This is a genomic window from Saccharothrix sp. S26, from assembly GCF_021390395.1.
Taxonomy (GTDB): Bacteria; Actinomycetota; Actinomycetes; order Mycobacteriales; family Pseudonocardiaceae; genus Actinosynnema.
Map to the genome: position 1 here is coordinate 175072 of NZ_JAJUWT010000020.1, position 19312 is coordinate 194383.

Consider the following 19312-nt stretch of genomic DNA (forward strand, 5'->3'; position numbering starts at 1 on the left):
GGGAACGCGCCACCTCAGCGCGCGTGGGAACGGCCGCTCAGTCGCGCCGGTCGTCCTTGACGTCGTCCTTGGTCTCACGCTCCCGCTCGGTCGGGGCCAGTGCCTTCTCCGTGACCGAGTCGGGCTCCACGCGGTGCTTGCCCGGCTTCAGGGAGAAGTGCGACTCGTCGCGCATCCTCTCCACCATGTGCGGGTAGTGCAGCTCGAACGCGGGCCGCTCGGACCGGATCCGGGGCAGCTCGGTGAAGTTGTGCCGCGGCGGCGGGCACGTCGTCGCCCATTCGAGGGAGTTGCCGAAGCCCCACGGGTCGTCGCGCTCCGCCGGGTCGCCGAACCGGTAGCTGCGCAGCACGTTCCACACGAACGGCAGCACGGACGCGCCCAGCACGAATGCCCCGATCGTGGAGATGGTGTTCATCAGGGTGAAGTTGTCGCTCTGGAGGTAGTCGGCGTACCGGCGGGGCATGCCCTGGTTGCCCAGCCAGTGCTGGATCAGGAACGTGCCGTGGAAGCCGAGGAACGTGGTCCAGAAGTGCAGCTTGCCCAGCGGCTCGTTCAGCATCCGCCCGGTCATCTTGGGGAACCAGAAGTAGATGCCCGCGTAGGTGGCGAACACGATCGTGCCGAACAGCACGTAGTGGAAGTGCGCCACCACGAAGTACGTGTCGGTGACGTGGAAGTCCAGCGGCGGGGACGCCAGGATGATGCCGGTCAGGCCGCCGAGCAGGAACGTCGCCATGAACCCGACACTGAACAGCATCGGCGTCTCGAACGTGACCTGCCCCTTCCACATCGTGCCGATCCAGTTGAAGAACTTGATGCCCGTCGGCACCGCGATGAGGAACGTCATCAGCGAGAAGAACGGCAGCAGCACCGCGCCCGTGGCGAACATGTGGTGCGCCCACACCGCCGTCGACAGCGCGGCGATGGCGAACGTGGCGAAGACCAGTCCCTTGTAGCCGAACAGCGGTTTGCGGCTGAACACCGGGAAGATCTCGCTGACGATCCCGAAGAACGGCAGCGCCACGATGTAGACCTCGGGGTGGCCGAAGAACCAGAACAGGTGCTGCCACAGGATCACGCCGCCGTTGGCCGGGTCGAACACGTGCGCGCCCAGGTGCCGGTCGGCGGCCAGGCCCATCAGGGCGGCGGTGAGGATCGGGAACGCCAGCAGGATCAGGATGCTGGTGACGAAGATGTTCCAGGTGAAGATCGGCATCCGGAACATGGTCATGCCGGGCGCGCGCAGGCAGCACACCGTGGTCACCATGTTGACGCCGCCCAGGATCGTGCCCAGGCCCGACACCGCCAGGCCCATGATCCACAGGTCGGGTCCGACGCCCGGCGCGTGCGTCGCGCCGCTCAGCGGCGTGTAGGCGGTCCAGCCGAAGTCCGCCGCACCGCCGGGGGTGAGGAACCCGGCCATCACGGTCAGCCCGCCGAACAGGAACAGCCAGTACGAGAACGCGTTGAGCCGGGGGAACGCCACGTCCGGCGCGCCGATCTGCAACGGCAGGATGTAGTTGGCGAAACCGAACAGGATCGGCGTCGCGTACAGCAGCAGCATGATCGTGCCGTGCATGGTGAACAGCTGGTTGTACTGCTCGTTGGACAGGAACTGCAGCCCCGGCCGGGCCAGCTCGGCCCGGATGAGCAGCGCCATCACGCCGCCGACCATGAAGAACACGAACGACGTGGACAGGTAGAGCAACCCGATCTGCTTGGGGTCGGTCGTGCGGAGCAGCCCCAGCAGCACGGCGCCCTTCGACCGCCGTCGGGCCGCACCCGGGTGGGTGATCACGGGTTCCGGCTTGAGCGCGGTCATGCCGCCTCCCTCGTCCCGACGACGTGAGCCAGCCCACATCGTCCCCCCGTCCGGGAGGCGGGGCAAACGCTCAGCCCTGCTCGGGCACCCTGATCGACCGGTCTTCCGGGGCGGTGACCTGCTGTTCCAGCGAGCCTGTCGCCCGTTCGAGGAAGCGCAGCAGCTCGACCGGGAACGGCAGCACCAGGGTCGAGTTCTTCTCCGCCGCCACCTCCACGATGGTCTGCAACAGCCGCAGTTGCAGCGCGGCGGGCGTGGCGGCCATCGCCGCGGCGGCCTCGGACAGCTTCTTCGACGCCTGCAGCTCGCCGTCGGCGGTGATGATGCGCGCCCGCCGTTCCCGCTCGGCCTCGGCCTGCCGCGACATGGACCGCTTCATGCTCTCCGGCAGTGCCACGTCCTTGATCTCGACCCGGTCGATCTCGATGCCCCAGGACACCGCCGGGTTGTCGATCATCAGCTCCAGGCCCTGGTTGAGGCGCTCCCGGTTGGACAGCAGGTCGTCGAGCTCGCTCTTGCCGATGATCGAGCGCAACGACGTCTGCGCGACCTGGAGCATGGCGAACCGGTAGTCCTCGACCGTCACCACGGCCCGCACCGCGTCGACCACCTTGAAGTAGACGACGGCGTCCACGCGTACGGTGACGTTGTCGCGGGTGATGCCGTCCTGCGCCGGGATCGGCTGGGTGACGATCTGGAGGTTCACCTTCCGCAGCCGGTCGATGCCCGGGACGACCATCGTCAGCCCCGGTCCGCGCAGCGCGGGCCGCACCTTGCCGAAGCGGAACACCAGGCCCTGCTCGTACTGCTTGACGATGCGGGCGCTGCCCGCGAGCCCGAGCGCGAGCACGCCCAGCGCGCCGATGACGATGTCGAGGATCATCGCGACCATCTCCCACGTCCCCTGTGCCGAGCGTACGCCCGCCTTCCCGGAGAGCGGACGTTTCGTCGGCGGTCCGGCGCGCGAGTTAGGGTCGTTGACATGCAGACCTGGTCATCAACTCCTGTCCCGCGGGTAGCGGGGGAGCCGCGTCCGTTGCGGCTGTTCGACACCGCCGCCGGTGAGGTCCGCCCGACCGCCCCCGGCGCCACCGCCAGGCTGTACGTCTGCGGCATCACCCCGTACGACGCCACGCACCTGGGCCACGCGGCCACCTACCTGGCGTTCGACCTGGTCCACCGGGTGTGGTTGGACAACGGCCACGACGTGCACTACGTGCAGAACGTGACCGACATCGACGACCCGCTGCTGGAACGGGCCGAGCGGGACCAGGACGACTGGGTCGTCCTCGGCATGCGGGAGACCGCACTGTTCCGCGAAGACATGGTGGCGCTGCGGGTGCTGCCGCCGCGCGACTACGTGGGCGCGGTCGACGCGATCCCCGAGGTGGTCGAGGTCATCGCGAAGCTGCTGGCGGGCGGCGCGGCGTACCGGGTCGACGACCCCGAGTACCCGGACGTGTACTTCGACCACACGGCGACCGGCCGGTTCGGCTACGAGTCGAACTACGACCTCGAGACCATGGGCCGGTTCTTCGCCGAGCGCGGCGGCGACCCGGACCGGGCGGGCAAGCGCCACCCGCTGGACGCGCTGCTGTGGCGTGCCGCCCGGCCGGGCGAGCCGTCGTGGCCGTCGGAGCTGGGCGAGGGCAGGCCGGGCTGGCACATCGAGTGCAGCGCCATCGCGCTCAACCGCCTCGGCACGTCGTTCGACGTGCAGGGCGGCGGGTCGGACCTGATCTTCCCGCACCACGAGTTCTCCGCCGCGCACGCCGAGGCGGTGACCGGCCAGCACCCGTTCGCCCGGCACTACGTGCACGCGGGCATGATCGGGCTGGACGGCGAGAAGATGTCCAAGTCGCGCGGCAACCTGGTGTTCGTGTCCAAGCTGCGGGCGCAGAAGGTCGACCCGAACGCGGTGCGGCTGGCGTTGTTCGCGGGCCACTACCGCGCCGACCGGCCGTGGAGCGACGAGCTGCTGGCCGAGGCGGAGGCGAGGCTGGACCGGTGGCGGCAGGCGGCGGCCCTGCCGTCGGGGCCGAGCGCGGTCGCCACCGTGGCCCGGCTGCGCGACCACCTCGGCGACGACCTCGACACGCCCCGGGCGTTGGCGGCGCTGGACGCGTGGGCGGCCGAGGCGCTGTCGACCGGCGGTTCGGACCACACCGGCCCGACCCTGTTCCGCGCGGCGGCCGACTCGCTGCTGGGCGTCGAGCTCTGATTACCGCTTCCGCGCGCTCGTAGGCGCGTGGTGCGGCGGGAGCGGGGCCGCCCCGGGAGGGACGGCCCCGCTGGGCACGCCTCAGACGTCGAGCGTCCAGCCGGCGAGGTAGCCGGTGTCGAGGAGCGCCTCGTCGCGCACGCGCAGTTGCCACGTGCCCGCGGAGACCTCGGCGGAGGCGTTCACGGTGTACGTGCGGTTGATGTTGTCGGTGTTGCCGCCGCCGCGGTTGTGCAGGTTGTAGACCGTGCCGTCGGGCGCGACCAGGTCCACGATCAGGTCACCGATGTAGGTGTGCACGATGTCGACCTGCACGGTGGTGGTGGTCGAGGCGCTGCCCGCGCAGGTCAGCGGGATCGGGCTGGAGACGTCGGAGTTGTCGCCGATCGTCACCTCGGTCCCGTTGGTGACCGGGTCGCAGGTGCCGGCGGTCGCCGTGACCGCCCACGAGAACGTGGTGCTGCCGGTGCGCGAGGTCGAGTCGGTCACCGTCGCCGTCACCGAGTACGTGCCCACGGTCGTCGGCGTGCCGCTGATGAGGCCCGACGAGCTGATCGACAGCCCCGGGGGCAGGCCGGTGGCCGAGAAGCGGTAGGGCGCGGTGCCGCCGGTGGCGGTCAGTTGCAGGCCGGTCGCCGTGCGGACGACGGTGGAGCGGTTGCCCGGGCTGGTCACGCTCGGGCCGGACGCGCCGGTGGACAGCAGCTTGTTCGGCGAGCCGGTGCCCGGGTTGGTGATCTTGTCGGCGGTGGCGGCGGCCACGATCGCCGCGTTCACCGTCGGCGGGGTCGCTGTCGGGTTGGCCGCCAGGTACAGCGCGGCGGCACCCGCGACGTGCGGCGACGCCATCGACGTCCCGCTGATGGTGTTGGTGGCGCTGTCGTTGGTCAGCCACGCCGAGCTGATGTTCTGGCCGGGCGCGAACAGGTCGGTGCACGTGCCGTGGTTGGAGAAGGAGGCGCGCGCGTCGGCACTGGTGGACGCGTTCACGCTCAGCGCCTCGGCGACCCGTGCCGGCGAGTAGTCGCACGCGTTGGCGTTGGAGTTGCCCGACGCCACCGCGTAGGTGATGCCCGCGGCGATGGAGTTGCGCACCGCGGTGTCCAGGGCGGTGTCGGCACCGCCGCCGAGGGACATGTTCGCGACGGCCGGCTTGACCGCGTTCTGGGTGACCCAGTTGACGCCGCTCACCACACTCGCCGTGGTGCCGGAGCCGGAGCAGCTGAGCACCTTGACCGCGATCAGCCGCACGCCCTTGGCGACGCCGTGCGTCGTGCCGCCGACCGTGCCGGCGACGTGGGTGCCGTGGCCGTTGCAGTCGGTGTTGTTGTTGTCGACGGTGTTGGTGCCCCAGGTGGCGCGGCCGCCGAAGTCCGAGTGGGTGGTCCGGATCCCGGTGTCGATGATGTACGCCCGCACGTTGCTCGCGGTCGCGGCGTAGTCGTAGGCGCCGTCCAGCGGCAGGCTGCGCTGGTCGAGGCGGTCCAGGCCCCACGACGGCGGGTTCTGCTGGACCGCGCCCGCCGAGATCGGCAGGTCGGCCTGCACGAACGCCACCCGCGGGTCGGCGGCCAGGCGCCGGGCCTGCGCCGCGGACAGGGTGGCGTGGAAGCCGTTGAGCGCGTGCTGCCAGGTCTCGCGGACCTGGCCGCCGTACTTGCCGACCAGCGAGGACGCGGTGGACGCGGACGCCGCTCTCGGCGACGCCGCGTCGCTGAGGGCCACGATGTAGGAGCCGGGGACGGCGTCGGCGCGCTCCGCGCCGAGCACGGTGCCCTCGGCCGCCGCCACGCCGACGTTCGAGAGGGCCAGCGCGGCGGCCGACACGGCGGCCAGGCCGAGCGCGGCCAGCCTCCTGGTGGTTGGGGCGTCTCCCATGATCAGGGTTCTCCCTTGTGGGCAGGGCTGCGCGACCGCGCCGGGCGGGTGCACCGGTCGGTCGTGCTTGCAGGGGATCGGGACGTCCGCGCGAACTCTGTGTAGCGACCTGGTCACTTGAATCGTCGTGACAAAGTTGATCGCCCGTTAGCGCCGAAGGTCGTAATCGGACGAACTCGGGACCGATCGGTACGGGGTTCAGGGCCGGTCGGTGGAATCCCGTTCGCCCAGACGCTCGTCCCGGTACGTCCGCCAGTGCTTGAGCATGTTCGGCAGCTCGGCGTGGAAGAACTCGAAGAACATCAGCGTCTCGGCGATCCGCCTGCCCGCGGGCGTGTCCGGGCCCAGCGCGCTGACGCCTTCCTTGAGCGGGGCGGTCATGCGGCGCAGCATCTCGTCGCGGCGGAACAGCGCCTCGTACCAGAGGTCGTCGAGCACGCGGTAGAGGTCGCGGCGCGTGCCCGTCTCGCGCTCGCGGCTGACCAGGCCGATCTGGGTGAGGTAGCGGATGGCCCCGGAGATGGCCGCGGGGGAGACGCGCAGCAGCTCGGCCAGGTCGGCGGCGGTCATCTCGCCGTCGTCGGTGGACAGCAGGGCCACGAACACCCGGGCGGGCATCCTCGGCATGCCCGACTCGGCGAACACCGAGGAGAAGCGCTCGATGAAGCGCAGCACCGCCTGACCGTCCCGCTCGTCCACCTGTGTCACCGCCGGATCATCCCCTCGTGCCCCCTCGACCGGAGGGTAGTTTATACGCTTCCTTAACTTCACGAGTTTGTGAAATGACTGTAGCTTACCGCTCATGACTGCTGCGATATCCGTGTCGGGCCTGGTCAAGACCTTCGGTCCGACGCGAGCACTGGACGGGCTGGACCTGACCGTCCGCGAGGGGGAGGTGCACGGCTTCCTCGGCCCCAACGGGTCGGGCAAGTCAACCACCATCCGGGTCCTGTTGGGTCTGCTGCGCGCCGACGCGGGCTCCGCGTCGCTGCTGGGCGGCGACCCGTGGCGCGACACCGCCGAGCTGCACCGCAGGCTCGCCTACGTGCCCGGTGACGTGAGCCTGTGGCCGAACCTGACCGGCGGCGAGGTGATCGACCTGCTGGGCAGGCTGCGCGGCGGGCTGAACGAGAAGCGCCGCGCCGAGCTGCTGGAGCGCTTCGAGCTCGACCCGCGCAAGAAGGGCCGCACGTACTCCAAGGGCAACCGGCAGAAGGTGGCGCTGGTCGCGGCCCTGGCCTCGGACGTGGAGCTGCTCATCCTGGACGAGCCGACCTCCGGGCTGGACCCGCTGATGGAGGCCGTGTTCCAGGACGCGGTCAACGAGCTGCGCGGGCAGCGCACCGTGCTGCTGTCCAGCCATATCCTGGCCGAGGTCGAGGCGCTGTGCGACCGGGTCAGCATCATCCGCAACGGCCGCGCGGTCGAGACGGGCACGCTGGCCGACCTGCGCCACCTGACCCGCACCAGCGTCTCCGCCGAGCTGGTCGGCGCGCCCGACGGGCTGGCCGGCCTGCCCGGCGTGCACGACCTGCTGGTGGAGGGGAAACGGGTGCGGTTCGAGGTAGACACCGACCACCTCGACGCGGCGCTGCGGGCGCTGGTCGGCAGCGGTGTCCGCACGCTGACCAGCCAGCCGCCCACGCTGGAGGAGCTGTTCCTGCGCCACTACGAGGACGAGCTGCCCACCGCGCGGGCCAAGGGGGCGATGTCGTCGTGACCGGACTGGGTGCGCTGGTGCGCCTGGCGTTGCGCCGTGACCGGCTGCTGCTGGCCGCGTGGGTCATCGGCATGGTCGGCATCACGGTGTCCACCGCGTCGACCGTGGGCGAGCTGTACGGCACGGTCGAGTCGCGGCAGCAGTTGGGCGCGACGGCGGGCGGCAACCCGGCGTTCCTGGCGATGCTCGGCCCGCTCTACGACCCGTCCACGACGGGGGGCGTGCTGGCCTGGCGGTGGGGCGTGTTCGGCGCGCTGCTGGTCGGGCTCATGGCGATGTTCCTGGTCACCCGGCACACCAGGGCGGAGGAGGAGTCGGGTCGGCTGGAGCTGATCGGCTCGGCCGTGGTCGCCCGGCACGCACCGCTGGCCGCCGCCGTGGTGGTCGCCCTGCTCGCGAGCACGGTGATCGGCCTGCTGGTCGCGCTCGGCCTGACCGGGCTGGGCGAGTCGGCGTCCGGGTCGTTCGCGCTGGGCCTCGCGTTCGCGTCCGTCGGGTGGGTCTTCACCGGGGTCGGCGCGGTCAGCGCGCAGGTGTCGGAGAGCGCCCGCGCGGCCAACTCGATCTCCGGCGCGGTGCTCGGCGCGGCCTACCTGCTGCGCGCCGTGGGTGACGCGGCGGGCGACGAGGGCCCGACGTGGCTGACCTGGCTGTCGCCGTTGGGGTGGCTGGAGCGGACCCGGGCGTTCGCGGGCGACCGGTACTGGGTGCTGCTGCTGCCGGTGGCGTTGTTCGCGGTGCTGCTCGCGGCGGCCTCGGTCCTGGTGACCAAGCGGGATCTCGGCGGCGGCCTGGTGCCGACCCGGCTCGGCCCGGCCCGCGCGCCCCGGTCGCTGGGCAGCGCGTTCGGCCTGGCCTGGCGGTTGCAGCGGGGCACGCTGATCGGTTGGACGCTGAGCCTGTTCGTGCTCGGCGCGGTCTACGGGGCCGTCGCGCGGGGTGTCGAGCAGATGCTGGAGGCCAACCCGGCGCTGGAGAAGATCATCTCGCAGATGGGTGGCGCCGGCGCGATCGTGGACGTCTACCTGGCCTCGATCCTCGGCATCATCGCCTTGTTCAGCGCCATCTACGTGGTGCAGTCGACGTTGCGGCTGCGTGCCGAGGAGACCGAGTCCCGGGCCGAGCCGGTGCTGGCCACGCCGGTCAGCCGGTTCGCGTGGGTCGGCAGCCACGTGCTGTTCGCCACCGTCGGCACGGCCGTCGTGCTGGCCGCCGCGGGCCTGGGCGCGGGCCTGGTGCACGGCGCGCGCGTCGGCGACGTCGGCGGTCAGGTCGTGCGGCTGGTCGGTGCGTCGGTGGCGCACGTGCCGGCGGTCTGGGTGGTCGCCGGACTGGCGCTGGCGCTGTTCGCCCTGGTGCCGAAGCTGTCGTCGGCGAGCTGGGCGGTGATCGTGGTGTTCCTGGTGCTGGGCCAGCTCGGGCCGCTGTTGCAGCTCGACCAGTGGGCGATGGACCTCTCGCCGTTCACGCACATCCCCAAGGTGCCGGGCGCGGAGGTGACCGCGGGCCCGCTGCTGTGGCTGACGCTGGTCGCGGCGGCTCTGGTGGCGGTCGGTTTCGCGGGGTTCCGGCGGCGGGACGTCGGCTGAGAATCTGAAAGCACTCTTTCGAAAGAGGTCTTTCGGGTCTACCGTCGGGGCCATGGACCTCCCACGGCCCCGACGGGTCACCGATGTCGACGCGCTGAAGGCGCTGGCGCACCCGCTGCGGGTGTCGTTGCTGAACCACCTGCTCGCGGTCGGCCCGCGCACGGCCAGCGAGTGCGCCGAGGCGGTCGGGTCGACCGCCTCCAACTGCAGTTGGCACCTGCGGCAACTGGCGAAGTCCGGTTTCGTGGAGCGGGTCGAGGCCGGAGACGGTCGGGAGCGGCCGTGGCGGGCCACCTCCGTCGGCTACGACGTCGGGGCGTTCGCCGACGACCCGGAGGTCCGCACCCAGCAGGACGCGCTGATCGCGTTGGGCCTCAACGAGGACAACCGGCTCGCGCAGCGGTTCCTGGACCGGCGGCACGAGGTGCCGCGCGAGTGGCGGGAAGCCTCCGCGCTGCACGGCTACACGGTCACCGTGACGGCGGAGGAGCTGACCGGGCTGCTCGGCAAGATCGACGACATCCTGCGCCCGTACCTGACGCCGGTGCGCCGGGACGTGCCCGAGGGCGCGCTGCCCGCGCACGTCGGCATCCGCGCGTTCCCGCGATGACCGGCCCGCTGGGCGTCCCGGCGTTCCGCCGGCTGTGGATCGCCGGGTTCGTCTCCGAGATCGGCGACTGGGTGCTGCTGGTCGCGTTGCCGGTGTACGTGTACCAGCGCACCGGGTCGGCGGCGGCGACCGCGACGACGTTCGTGGTGGCGTTGCTGCCGAGCCTGGCGCTGTCGCCGCTGGCCGGGGTGCTGGCCGACCGCTGGGACCGGCGCAGGCTGATGCTCGTGGTCAGCTTCGCCCAGGCGGTCACCCTGCTGCCGCTGCTGACCGGCGACCTGGTGCTGGTCAACGTGGTGACGGCGGTGCAGGCCGGGCTGGCGGCGTTGTTCGAACCCGCCAAGAACGCGTTGCTGCCGACGCTGGTGCCGCGCGAGCAGGTGCCCGCGGCCAACGGGCTGGTGGGGCTGAACGCCAACCTGGCCCGGCTGGTCGGCGCGTCGCTGGGCGGGCTGCTCCTCGCCCGCACCGGGCTGCCGGGCGTCGTGCTGGCGGACGTGGCGTCGTTCCTGCTCGCGGCGGCGCTGCTGGCGACGCTCGGCACCCGGGATCCGGCGCGCGGGTCGGGCACGCCCGCGTGGCGGGCCTGGGTGGACGGCCTGCGCGAGATCCGCGGCCCGTTGCGGCCGATGGTCGGCGTGGTCGCGCTGATGGCGACGGGCCAGGGACTGTTCGTGGTGCTGTTCGTGGTGTTCGTGACCGAACGGCTCGGCGGGGGCGCGGGCGAGGTGGGCGTGCTGCGGGGCGTCCAGGCGGTCGGTGGCCTGCTCGGCGGTCTGCTGGTCGGCGTGCTGGCGCGCCGGCTCGCGCCCGGACGGGTGCTGGGGTGGTCGCTGGTCGGCTTCGCCGTGGTCGCGGCGGTGGGCTGGAACGGGCCGCGGGTGACCACGGCGCTGGTGTTCTACCTGGCCGCGTTCGTCGTGGTGGGCGTGCCGGGGGTGATCGCGGGCGCGGGGATGGTGTCGGTGCTGCAACTGCACTCGTCCGACGAGGTGCGCGGCCGGGTGATGGCGACGTTCGTCAGCCTGTTCGACGGCGGTCAGGCGCTGGGCATGGTGCTCGCGGGCGTCCTCACGCCCGTGCTCGGGCTGTCCGCGCTGCTCAACGCCCAGGCCGGGCTCTACCTGGCGGCGGGCGTGCTGGCGCTGGCGGTCCTCGACGTGCCGGCTCGCGCGCGCACCGGCTGACTCAGCGGCGTGCCGCCCGCCCGAGCAGCACCAGCGGCGGCACGCCCAGCACCAGCCCGGCGGGCACGAGGAACGCGCTCACCGGGTCGTGGTGGTACAGCGGCACGAACGCCACCGGCGACGCCGCCCCGCCCAGGAACCGCAACGACTGCACCACCGCGACCGACCCGCCCCGGTTGGCGTCCGCCGAGGACAGCACCAGCGCGTTCAGCCCGACGACCACCGCCTGGCTGAACGCGCCCGCCACCGCCCACGACACCCCGACCGCGACCACCGACGGCAGCACCCCGACGCCCACCAGCAGCACCCCGCCGACCGCCGCGCCCGCCACCGCGCACCGCCGCGCCCCGAACCGGTCGACCGACCAGCCGGTCAGCCGCGCGGTGACGATCCCGACCAGCCCGAACCCGGTCAGCACCAGCCCCCGCTGCCCCGCGCCCAACCCGAACGCGTCGCCGAGCCGCAGGGCCACCAGGAACGACACCCCGCCCAGGCACCCCCAGGCCACGAACCCGACCGCCGCCAACCGCAGCGTCCGCGGCCGCCAGGCGCTGCGCAACCGCGGCCGTGCCGCGTCACGAGGCGGGTCGGCGGGCAGCCCGACCACCGCCAACGCGCCCGCCACCACCGCCGCGCCGACGAACGCCCACCGCCACGACGCCTCGGCCGCCAGCCCGCCCAACAACGGCGCGGACGTCTGCCCGGCCGCCTGCATGGACGCGAACACGCCCAGCGCCCGCCCCAACCGGGCCTTCGGCGTCACCGCCGCGATCGCCGCCAACAACAGGGGAGTGGTGAACGCGTTCGCCGCCCCCTGCACCGCCCGTCCACCCATCAACACCGGGAACGACCAGGCCACCGCGCACAACACCGAAGCCAGCACGTAGACGGCGTACGCGAGGCGCACCGTCCGCCGAGCGCCCCAGCGTTCACCCAACGTGCCGGAGACCAGCATGAGCAGCGCGAACGGCACCAGGTACCCGGTCAACGTCGCCGCCGCCGACCCGGCCGAGACCCCGAAGTCCCCACCGACCTCGGGCAGCACGGACGCCGTCATGGCACCGCCGAAGGGCCCCAGGAACCCACCGGCGTACAACGCCGCCACCCGGACGCGACCACCGAGGCCCACCGCGGGGACCGACCCGACCACCGGGGTCACCGCCGGCGAGGACCGGGGTGGAGGCCCGGGAGCGGGGATCCCCCGCACGGGTCGGGCGGGGTGGGGCGCGCCCCGGTCACATGCCCGTGGGGCCGCGACCCGGGCCTCGACCGCGACGGCGCAGGTACCGCTCGAACTCGGCCGCGATGGCGTCGCCGCTCGCCTCGGTGATCTGGATCTCCGCGTCGCCGCGCTCCTCCAGCGCCCGCACGTAGTTGCGCACGTCCTCGTCCTCGTCGGCCATCTCGCTGACCGTGCGCTCCCACTCCTCGGCCTGCTCGGGCAGCGCGCCGAGCGGCACCTCGACGTCCAGGACCTCCTCCACCCGGTGCAGCAGCGCGAGCGTCGCCTTCGGCGAGGGCGGCTGGGAGACGTAGTGCGGCACGGCCGCCCAGAACGAGATCGCGGGCACGCCCGCCTGCACGCACAGGTCCTGGAACACGCCGACGATCCCGGTCGGCCCCTCGTACCGGGACCGCTCCAGCCCGTACTTCGCCGCCGCGGCCTCGTCGTACGCCGTCCCCGTCACGGGCACCGGCCGCGTGTGCGGGGTGTCCATCAGCAGCGCGCCCAGCGTGACCACGGTGGTCACGCCCAGGTCCTCGATGTGCCCCAGCAGCTCGGAGGCGAACTTCCGCCACCGCATGTTCGGCTCGATCCCGTGCACGAGCACCACGTCGGTGGACGACCCCGGCGGCCGGCACACCGACAGGCGGGTCGTCGGGAATTCCACCCTTCGGGTGACGCCGTCCACGAGTCGGACTGTGGGGCGCGTCACCTGGAAGTCGTAGTAGTCGTCCGGATCGATCTCCGCCAACGGGGTCGCGTCCCACGTGAGCTGCAGGTGCTCGATCGCCGTGCTGGCGGCGTCTCCTGCGTCGTTCCAACCTTCGAACGCGCACACCATGATCGGGTTGGTGAGCGGTTTGCCGGTGTCGAAGGGGGTCTGGGCGGCCTGGTCCGGATCGGTCACGCGGCCAGACTACGACCACCGCCGCGGACCCGACGCCGTAGGCTTGGCGCATGTCGGATCGTGTCACGCCGCCTTTGCTCGGCGCGCTCGCCGACCGCGTCCTCGTCGCGGACGGCGCCATGGGCACCATGCTGCAAGCCGCCGACCTCACCTTGGATGATTTCGCAGGTCACGAGGGGTGCAACGAGATCCTCAACGTGACCAGGCCGGACGTCGTGCGCCAGGTGCACCGCGCCTACCTGGACGCCGGCGCGGACGCCGTGGAGACCAACACGTTCGGGGCCAACCTCGCCAACCTGGCCGAGTACGGCATCACGGAGAAGATCTTCGAGCTGTCCCTCCGGGGCGCCGAACTGGCACGTGAGGCCGCGGACGAGGTCGGCGGCAGGTTCGTGCTCGGCTCGGTCGGACCGGGCACCAAGCTCCCCACCCTCGGCCACGCACCGTACGCGACGCTGCGCGACGCTTACGTCGAGCAGGTGAAGGGCCTGCTCGAAGGCGGCGTCGACGCGGTGATCGTGGAGACCTCCCAGGACCTGCTCCAGACCAAGGCCGCGGTCATCGGCGCCCAGCGCGCCATGTCGGCCGTGGGCCGCCCCGTCCCGATCATCGCCCAGGTCACCGTCGAGACCACCGGCACCATGCTGCTCGGCTCCGAGATCGGCGCGGCGCTGACCGCCCTAGAACCCCTCGGCATCGACCTGATCGGCCTCAACTGCGCCACCGGCCCGGCCGAGATGAGCGAGCACCTGCGCCACCTCGCCAAGCACGCCCGCGTGCCGCTGTCGGTCATGCCGAACGCGGGCCTGCCCGAGCTCGGCCCGAACGGCGCGGTCTACCCGCTGAGCCCCGAGGAGCTGGCCCGGTCGCTGTCCGGGTTCGTCACCGAGTTCGGCGTCCGACTGGTCGGCGGCTGCTGCGGCACGACCCCCGAGCACGTGCGCCAGGTCGTCGAAGCCGTCCGCGACCTCGCGCCCGCGCCGCGCCGACCGCGCCCCGAGCCCGGCGTGTCGTCGCTCTACCAGGCCGTCCCGTTCCGCCAGGACGCCTCGGTGCTGATGATCGGCGAACGCACCAACGCCAACGGCTCGAAGGCGTTCCGCGAGGCCCTGCTGGCCGGCCGCTACGAGGACTGCGTCGAGATCGCCCGCGACCAGACCCGCGACGGGGCCCACCTGCTCGACCTCAACGTCGACTACGTCGGCCGCGACGGCGTCGCCGACATGCGGGAGCTCGCGTCCCGCCTGGCCACCGCGTCCACGTTGCCGATCATGCTCGACTCCACCGAGCCGGACGTCCTGCGCGCGGGCCTGGAGTCCCTGGGCGGGCGCTGCGCGGTCAACTCGGTGAACTACGAGGACGGCGACGGCCCGGACTCCCGGTTCCAGCGGATCATGCGGCTGGTCCGCGAGCACGGCGCGGCGGTCGTCGGCCTGTGCATCGACGAGGAGGGCCAGGCCCGCACCGCCGAGTGGAAGGTCCGCGTCGCCACCCGCCTGATCGAGGACCTCACCGGGAACTGGGGCGTGCGGCCCGGCGACATCATCATCGACACGCTCACGTTCCCCATCTCCACCGGCCAGGAGGAGGTGCGCCGCGACGCCGTCGAGACCATCGAGGCGATCCGCGAGCTCAAGCGCCGCTACCCGCAGGTGCAGACCACCCTGGGCATCTCGAACGTCTCGTTCGGCCTCAACCCGGCCGCCCGGCAGGTGCTCAACTCCGTGTTCCTGCACGAGTGCGTGCAGGCGGGCCTGGACACCGCGATCGTGCACGCCTCCAAAATCGTGCCGATGGCGCGCATCCCCGACGAGCAGCGGGCCGTGGCGCTGGACCTCGTGCACGACCGCCGCCGCCCCGGCTACGACCCGCTGCAACGGCTCATGGAGCTGTTCGAGGGCGTCAGCACGGCGGCGGGCAAGGCCTCCCGCGCCCAGGAGCTGGCCGCGTTACCCCTGTTCGCGCGCCTGGAACGGCGGATCGTGGACGGTGAGCGCAACGGCCTGGAAGCCGACCTCGACGAGGCGCTGCGCGAACGCCCGGCGTTGCAGATCATCAACGACACGCTGCTGGCGGGCATGAAGACCGTCGGCGAGCTGTTCGGCTCGGGCCAGATGCAGCTGCCGTTCGTGCTCCAGTCGGCCGAGGTGATGAAGGCCGCCGTCGCGCACCTGGAACCGCACATCGAGCGGTCCGACGAGGACGGCAAGGGCCGGATCGTGCTGGCCACGGTCAAGGGCGACGTGCACGACATCGGCAAGAACCTGGTGGACATCATCCTGTCCAACAACGGCTACGACGTCGTCAACCTGGGCATCAAGCAGCCGGTCACCGCCATCCTCGACGCCGCCGAGGAGCACCGCGCCGACGCCATCGGCATGTCGGGCCTGCTGGTCAAGTCCACGGTGGTGATGAAGGAGAACCTGGAGGAGATGAACTCGCGCGGTGTCGCCGCGCGGTGGCCGGTCCTGCTCGGCGGCGCGGCGCTGACCCGCGCCTACGTGGAGAACGACCTCAGCGAGCTGTACCAGGGCGAGGTGCGCTACGCCCGGGACGCGTTCGAGGGCCTGCGGCTGATGGACGCGATCATGGCGGCCAAGCGCGGCGAGGCGCCGGCGGTGGACCCCGAGGCCGAGCGCAAGGCCGCCGAGCGCAAGGCGCGCCGCGAGCGGTCGTTGCGGATCGCCGCCGAACGCCAGGCCGCCCGCGACGAGGAACCCGCACCGACCGGCCGCTCGGACGTGGCGGTGGACGTGCCGATCCCGACACCGCCGTTCTGGGGCACGCGCGTGGTGAAGGGCGTCCCGGTGGCCGAGTACTCGGCGCTGCTGGACGAACGGGCCACGTTCATGGGCCAGTGGGGCCTGAAGGGCGCGCGCGGCGGCAGTGGACCCACCTACGAGGAGCTGGTGGAAACCGAGGGCAGGCCCCGGCTGCGGTACTGGCTGGACCGGCTGGCCACCGAGGGCGTGCTGGCGCACGCGGCCGTCGTCTACGGCTACTTCCCGTGCGTCTCCGAGGGCGACGACCTCGTCATCCTGACCGAACCCCGGCCCGACGCGCCGGAACGCACCCGGTTCACCTTCCCCCGGCAGAAGCGCGACCGGCGGCTGTGCCTGGCCGACTTCTGGCGGCCCCGCGCGGCGGGCGAGGTGGACGTCATCGCGTTCCACCTGGTCACGATGGGCGAACCGATCGCGGACTACGCCAACGAGCTGTTCGCCAAGGACTCCTACCGCGACTACCTGGAGGTGCACGGCCTGGGCGTGCAGCTCACCGAGGCGCTGGCCGAGTACTGGCACCGGCGCGTGCGCGAGGAGCTACGCTGGCCCGACGGCGGGTCGGTGGCGGCGGAGGACCCGGACGACGTCGAGGAGTTCTTCAAGCTCGGCTACCGCGGCGCCCGCTACTCGCTGGGCTACGGCGCGTGCCCCGACCTGCGGGACCGGACCAAGATCGTGGAGCTGCTCGAGCCGGGCCGGATCGGGGTGGAGCTGTCGGAGGAGCTGCAACTGCACCCCGAGCAGTCGACGGACGCGTTCGTGGCGCACCACCCGGAAGCGAAGTACTTCAACGCGTGATCGACGAAAGGCGCACATGACGGTCGAGGCTGTGCTGTGGGACATGGACGGCACGCTGCTGGACTCCGAGAAGCTGTGGGACATCCCCCTCTACGAGTTCGTGGAGAAGCTCGGCGGCACGCTGTCCCTGGCGACCAGGCAGGCGATGGTCGGCTCCAGCGTGCCCCGCACGATGTCGATGCTGTTCGCGGAGGTGGGCATCGACCGGCCGTCGCCGGAGGACGTCGCCGACGGCGCGGCGTGGATCATGCGCCGCACCGAGGAGGTGTTCCGCGCCGGGCTGCCGTGGCGGCCCGGCGCGCGTGAGGCGTTGCGCGCGGTCCGCGACTCGGGTGTGCCGATGGCGTTGGTGACCTCGACCGAGCGGCAGTTGACCGAGGTCGCGCTGGACACCATCGGCCGCGACCTGTTCGACGTCACGGTGTGCGGCGACGAGGTGGACCGCCGCAACAAGCCGCTGCCCGACCCGTACCTGAAGGCCGCACGGCTGCTCGGCGTCGACCCGACCCGGTGCGTCGCGATCGAGGACTCGCCGACCGGGGTGGCCTCCGCCGTGGCGGCCGGCTGCACGGTGCTGGTCGTGCCCTGCGACGTGCCGGTGGAGCAGGGCGAGCGCCGCGTGTTCCGCGACTCCCTGGTGGGGGTGCGGTTGGAGGCGCTCGCTCCGCTGCTAGCCGGCTGACACCCGCGCCCGGCGCGTCGCCGGGTCGACCAGCAGGCCGAACACCACGCCGAGACCGAGCCACAACGTGGCCGTCTCGGCGAGTGAGGCCAGCCGGAACTCCCACAGCACGGCGCCGGGCAGGTCGGGCGGCACCGCGTCCGGCGTCGCCGGGAACACGACCAGCAGCACGACGACCGCCGCCACCGCGGCCACCGCGACCGCCGTCGCGCGGACCGGCGGCGACAGGCGCCCCAACCGCGAGGCCAGGTGGCCCGCCCCGAGCGCGACCAGCAACCCGGCCGCGATCAACCCCAGGTAGAGCACCGTGCGGTACTCCACCGTGCCCGGGTCACCCACCGCGGGCGGGTTGGCCGGGTACTTCACCGCGGGCAGCAACGCCGCCGCGCCGAACGCCGCCGCCGACAGCGCCACCGCCCGGACGAACGGCGGCTTGGTCGGCAACCAGCGCCGCGACCCCGCGTACGCGGTGGCGAACAACGCGCCGACGGCGACGCCCACCACCACCGCGGCGAGCACACCGCCGACCACCTGCGTGCCGCGGCTGAACAGCTCCTCGTGCCCGTGACCGGCACCGGGCTCGACCGGCCGCGCCCGTTCGACGGCCAGCGCCGCCCGGATCGGCGGCTCGACCACCAGCACGCCGACCAGGCCCGCGAGCAGCCCGGCCACCGCGCCCGCGCCCGCACCGCGCGCCAGCAGGCCCTTGTACGTGGGCATGACCGCCGCGCCTAGTGGCACGGGACGCCGAGCGCGTGGCGGCCGTCGTGGAAGAACTCGTGCACGGTCTCGGCGGCGTGGCCGAGCGCGATGCCGTTCTCCTGCAGAACCAGCCAGACCACGGTCAACGCGACCAGGGCGACGGCGTAGGCCCACTTGGGAATGGGGACGGACAGGGGGTGCGCGGGGCTCGTCATGACGGCCTCCTCCATACCTCGTGGAAGGTCAACAACAACTCGTGCCGCAGCCGGTCTCCTGACTCCCGGATCGACGCCGTCCCCGCGTCTTCCCAGCCGCAACGCGCGGCCAGTGACGTTCTCGGCGGGTTGGCTCCCCGGTCACAGTGGCGAGGACCGCGCCGGATTCACACCGGCTTCCCGTCCACTGCGGCGCTGCGAACCGTAGATGTCGATCGCGGGCTGGCACAACCGACCAGACGAGTTGTCGTGCGCCTCACCCCGTCAGCGCCGCGGCAACGGGCAGTCGCCGCACGTGCCGCCGCCGTCGAGCCGGTAGTACAGGCAGCAACTGCGCCGCCGGAACACCACCTCGCCGGGGAACGGGATGAACTCGCCGGTGTCTTCGAGCGGCGGGTCGGCGAACAGCTCGTCGGCCAACGCCGCGCAGTCGATGCCGCTGCGGCTGATCGTGCGCAACGCGCCCGCCGCGGACGACCCCGCGTTGCCCCAGAGCAGCCCGCGCGCCACCGGCGCGACCGCCCGCACCGCCTCCACCACCGGCTCCAGCGCCTCGCCGATGCCGCCGCCGGTCACCGGGTCCTTGAGGCGGACCTGGAGCCCGTCCGGGCGGTAGCGCCACCACACGTTGGCGGGTCGGATGTCGGGCACCGCCCCGCCGACCGCGCGGGCGGCGACGACCGGGCTCAGCAGCCGCGCGGTGTAGCCGAGGAAGAACAGCGACGCGGCGACCCGCCGTTCCCCGGTGCGGTAGCGGGCCGCGATCCGGTCGAGGGCGTCGGGCAGGGCGGGACCGTGCGACAGGGCCTCGCCGTCGTGCCAGCTCTCGTCGGGCCGGCTCTCGTCGGGCCGGCTTTCCGGTGGCCTGCCCTCGGGCGGCCGACCGACGTCGAGCGCGAAGAACGGGCTGAGGCCGCGGATCTGCCGCAGGGTGGCCAGGACTCGGGCGAACTCGGACACGTGACCTAGT

At 72.4% G+C, this 19312-nt stretch carries 16 protein-coding genes and 1 riboswitch; of the genes, 7 read left to right on the forward strand and 9 right to left on the reverse strand.

What is annotated here, in order from left to right; translation table 11 throughout:
• Positions 1-37: 37 nt before the first annotated feature.
• Together ctaD and LZG04_RS29555 are read right to left on the reverse strand one after the other, a co-directional pair.
• Positions 38-1825 (reverse strand): cytochrome c oxidase subunit I, encoded by a 1788-nt coding sequence (gene ctaD / locus LZG04_RS29550; RefSeq protein ID WP_233822948.1) that lies wholly within the window; start codon positions 1823-1825, stop codon positions 38-40.
• Positions 1826-1895: 70 nt separating this feature from the next.
• Entirely contained in the window at positions 1896-2708 is an 813-nt protein-coding gene (locus tag LZG04_RS29555; protein WP_233823045.1) for an SPFH domain-containing protein, read from the reverse strand.
• 99 nt (positions 2709-2807) lie between these two features.
• Between LZG04_RS29555 and mshC the strand changes: the two genes are divergently transcribed.
• Positions 2808-4046 (forward strand): cysteine--1-D-myo-inosityl 2-amino-2-deoxy-alpha-D-glucopyranoside ligase, encoded by a 1239-nt coding sequence (gene mshC / locus LZG04_RS29560; protein WP_233822951.1) that lies wholly within the window; start codon positions 2808-2810, stop codon positions 4044-4046.
• Positions 4047-4127: 81 nt separating this feature from the next.
• Here mshC and LZG04_RS29565 read toward each other — a convergent pair whose 3' ends face one another.
• Positions 4128-5924, reverse strand: coding sequence for a S8 family serine peptidase (locus LZG04_RS29565; RefSeq protein WP_233822953.1), 1797 nt, complete (start codon positions 5922-5924; stop codon positions 4128-4130).
• 198 nt (positions 5925-6122) lie between these two features.
• Positions 6123-6632 carry a GbsR/MarR family transcriptional regulator gene (locus LZG04_RS29570; protein WP_233822955.1) on the reverse strand — a complete coding sequence of 170 codons (510 nt, stop codon included), beginning with the start codon at positions 6630-6632 and terminating at the stop codon, positions 6123-6125.
• Positions 6633-6726: 94 nt separating this feature from the next.
• On the opposite strand from LZG04_RS29570, the gene LZG04_RS29575 reads away from it, so the two are divergent.
• The 4 genes from LZG04_RS29575 to LZG04_RS29590 are packed head-to-tail and all read left to right on the forward strand — an operon-like array spanning position 6727 to position 11030.
• Positions 6727-7644, forward strand: a complete 918-nt coding sequence (locus LZG04_RS29575) for an ABC transporter ATP-binding protein (protein WP_233822957.1) — start codon at positions 6727-6729, stop codon at positions 7642-7644.
• Entirely contained in the window at positions 7641-9233 is a 1593-nt protein-coding gene (locus tag LZG04_RS29580; protein WP_233822959.1) for an ABC transporter permease, read from the forward strand. Before LZG04_RS29575 ends, LZG04_RS29580 begins: the two co-directional genes overlap by 4 nt.
• A gap of 52 nt (positions 9234-9285) precedes the next feature.
• Complete coding sequence (locus LZG04_RS29585) at positions 9286-9843, forward strand: helix-turn-helix transcriptional regulator (RefSeq protein ID WP_233822960.1); 558 nt, start codon at positions 9286-9288, stop codon at positions 9841-9843.
• A complete protein-coding gene (locus tag LZG04_RS29590; protein ID WP_233822962.1) occupies positions 9840-11030 on the forward strand; it encodes an MFS transporter in 1191 nt (396 codons plus the stop codon). Before LZG04_RS29585 ends, LZG04_RS29590 begins: the two co-directional genes overlap by 4 nt.
• Before the next feature lies 1 nt (position 11031).
• Here LZG04_RS29590 and LZG04_RS29595 read toward each other — a convergent pair whose 3' ends face one another.
• Together LZG04_RS29595 and LZG04_RS29600 are read right to left on the reverse strand one after the other, a co-directional pair.
• Positions 11032-12180, reverse strand: coding sequence for an MFS transporter (locus LZG04_RS29595; protein ID WP_233822964.1), 1149 nt, complete (start codon positions 12178-12180; stop codon positions 11032-11034).
• A gap of 85 nt (positions 12181-12265) precedes the next feature.
• Complete coding sequence (locus tag LZG04_RS29600; RefSeq protein WP_308199403.1) at positions 12266-13162, reverse strand: PAC2 family protein; 897 nt, start codon at positions 13160-13162, stop codon at positions 12266-12268.
• Positions 13163-13212: 50 nt separating this feature from the next.
• Between LZG04_RS29600 and metH the strand changes: the two genes are divergently transcribed.
• Positions 13213-16743: a methionine synthase gene (gene metH / locus LZG04_RS29605; protein ID WP_233822966.1), complete on the forward strand. Its 3531-nt coding sequence runs from the start codon at positions 13213-13215 to the stop codon at positions 16741-16743.
• A gap of 16 nt (positions 16744-16759) precedes the next feature.
• Complete coding sequence (locus LZG04_RS29610; RefSeq protein ID WP_233822968.1) at positions 16760-17425, forward strand: HAD family phosphatase; 666 nt, start codon at positions 16760-16762, stop codon at positions 17423-17425.
• On the opposite strand, the gene LZG04_RS29615 is transcribed toward LZG04_RS29610, so the two are convergent.
• From LZG04_RS29615 to LZG04_RS29625, 3 genes are all read right to left on the reverse strand, one after another.
• Positions 17414-18145, reverse strand: a complete 732-nt coding sequence (locus tag LZG04_RS29615; protein WP_233822970.1) for a CbtA family protein — start codon at positions 18143-18145, stop codon at positions 17414-17416. The genes LZG04_RS29610 and LZG04_RS29615 overlap by 12 nt on opposite strands.
• A gap of 11 nt (positions 18146-18156) precedes the next feature.
• A complete protein-coding gene (locus tag LZG04_RS29620; RefSeq protein WP_233822972.1) occupies positions 18157-18342 on the reverse strand; it encodes a CbtB-domain containing protein in 186 nt (61 codons plus the stop codon).
• 30 nt (positions 18343-18372) lie between these two features.
• Positions 18373-18557, reverse strand: a riboswitch (cobalamin riboswitch).
• A 49-nt stretch (positions 18558-18606) separates the two neighbouring features.
• Positions 18607-19302 (reverse strand): (2Fe-2S)-binding protein, encoded by a 696-nt coding sequence (locus tag LZG04_RS29625; RefSeq protein ID WP_233822974.1) that lies wholly within the window; start codon positions 19300-19302, stop codon positions 18607-18609.
• Positions 19303-19312: the final 10 nt, after the last annotated feature.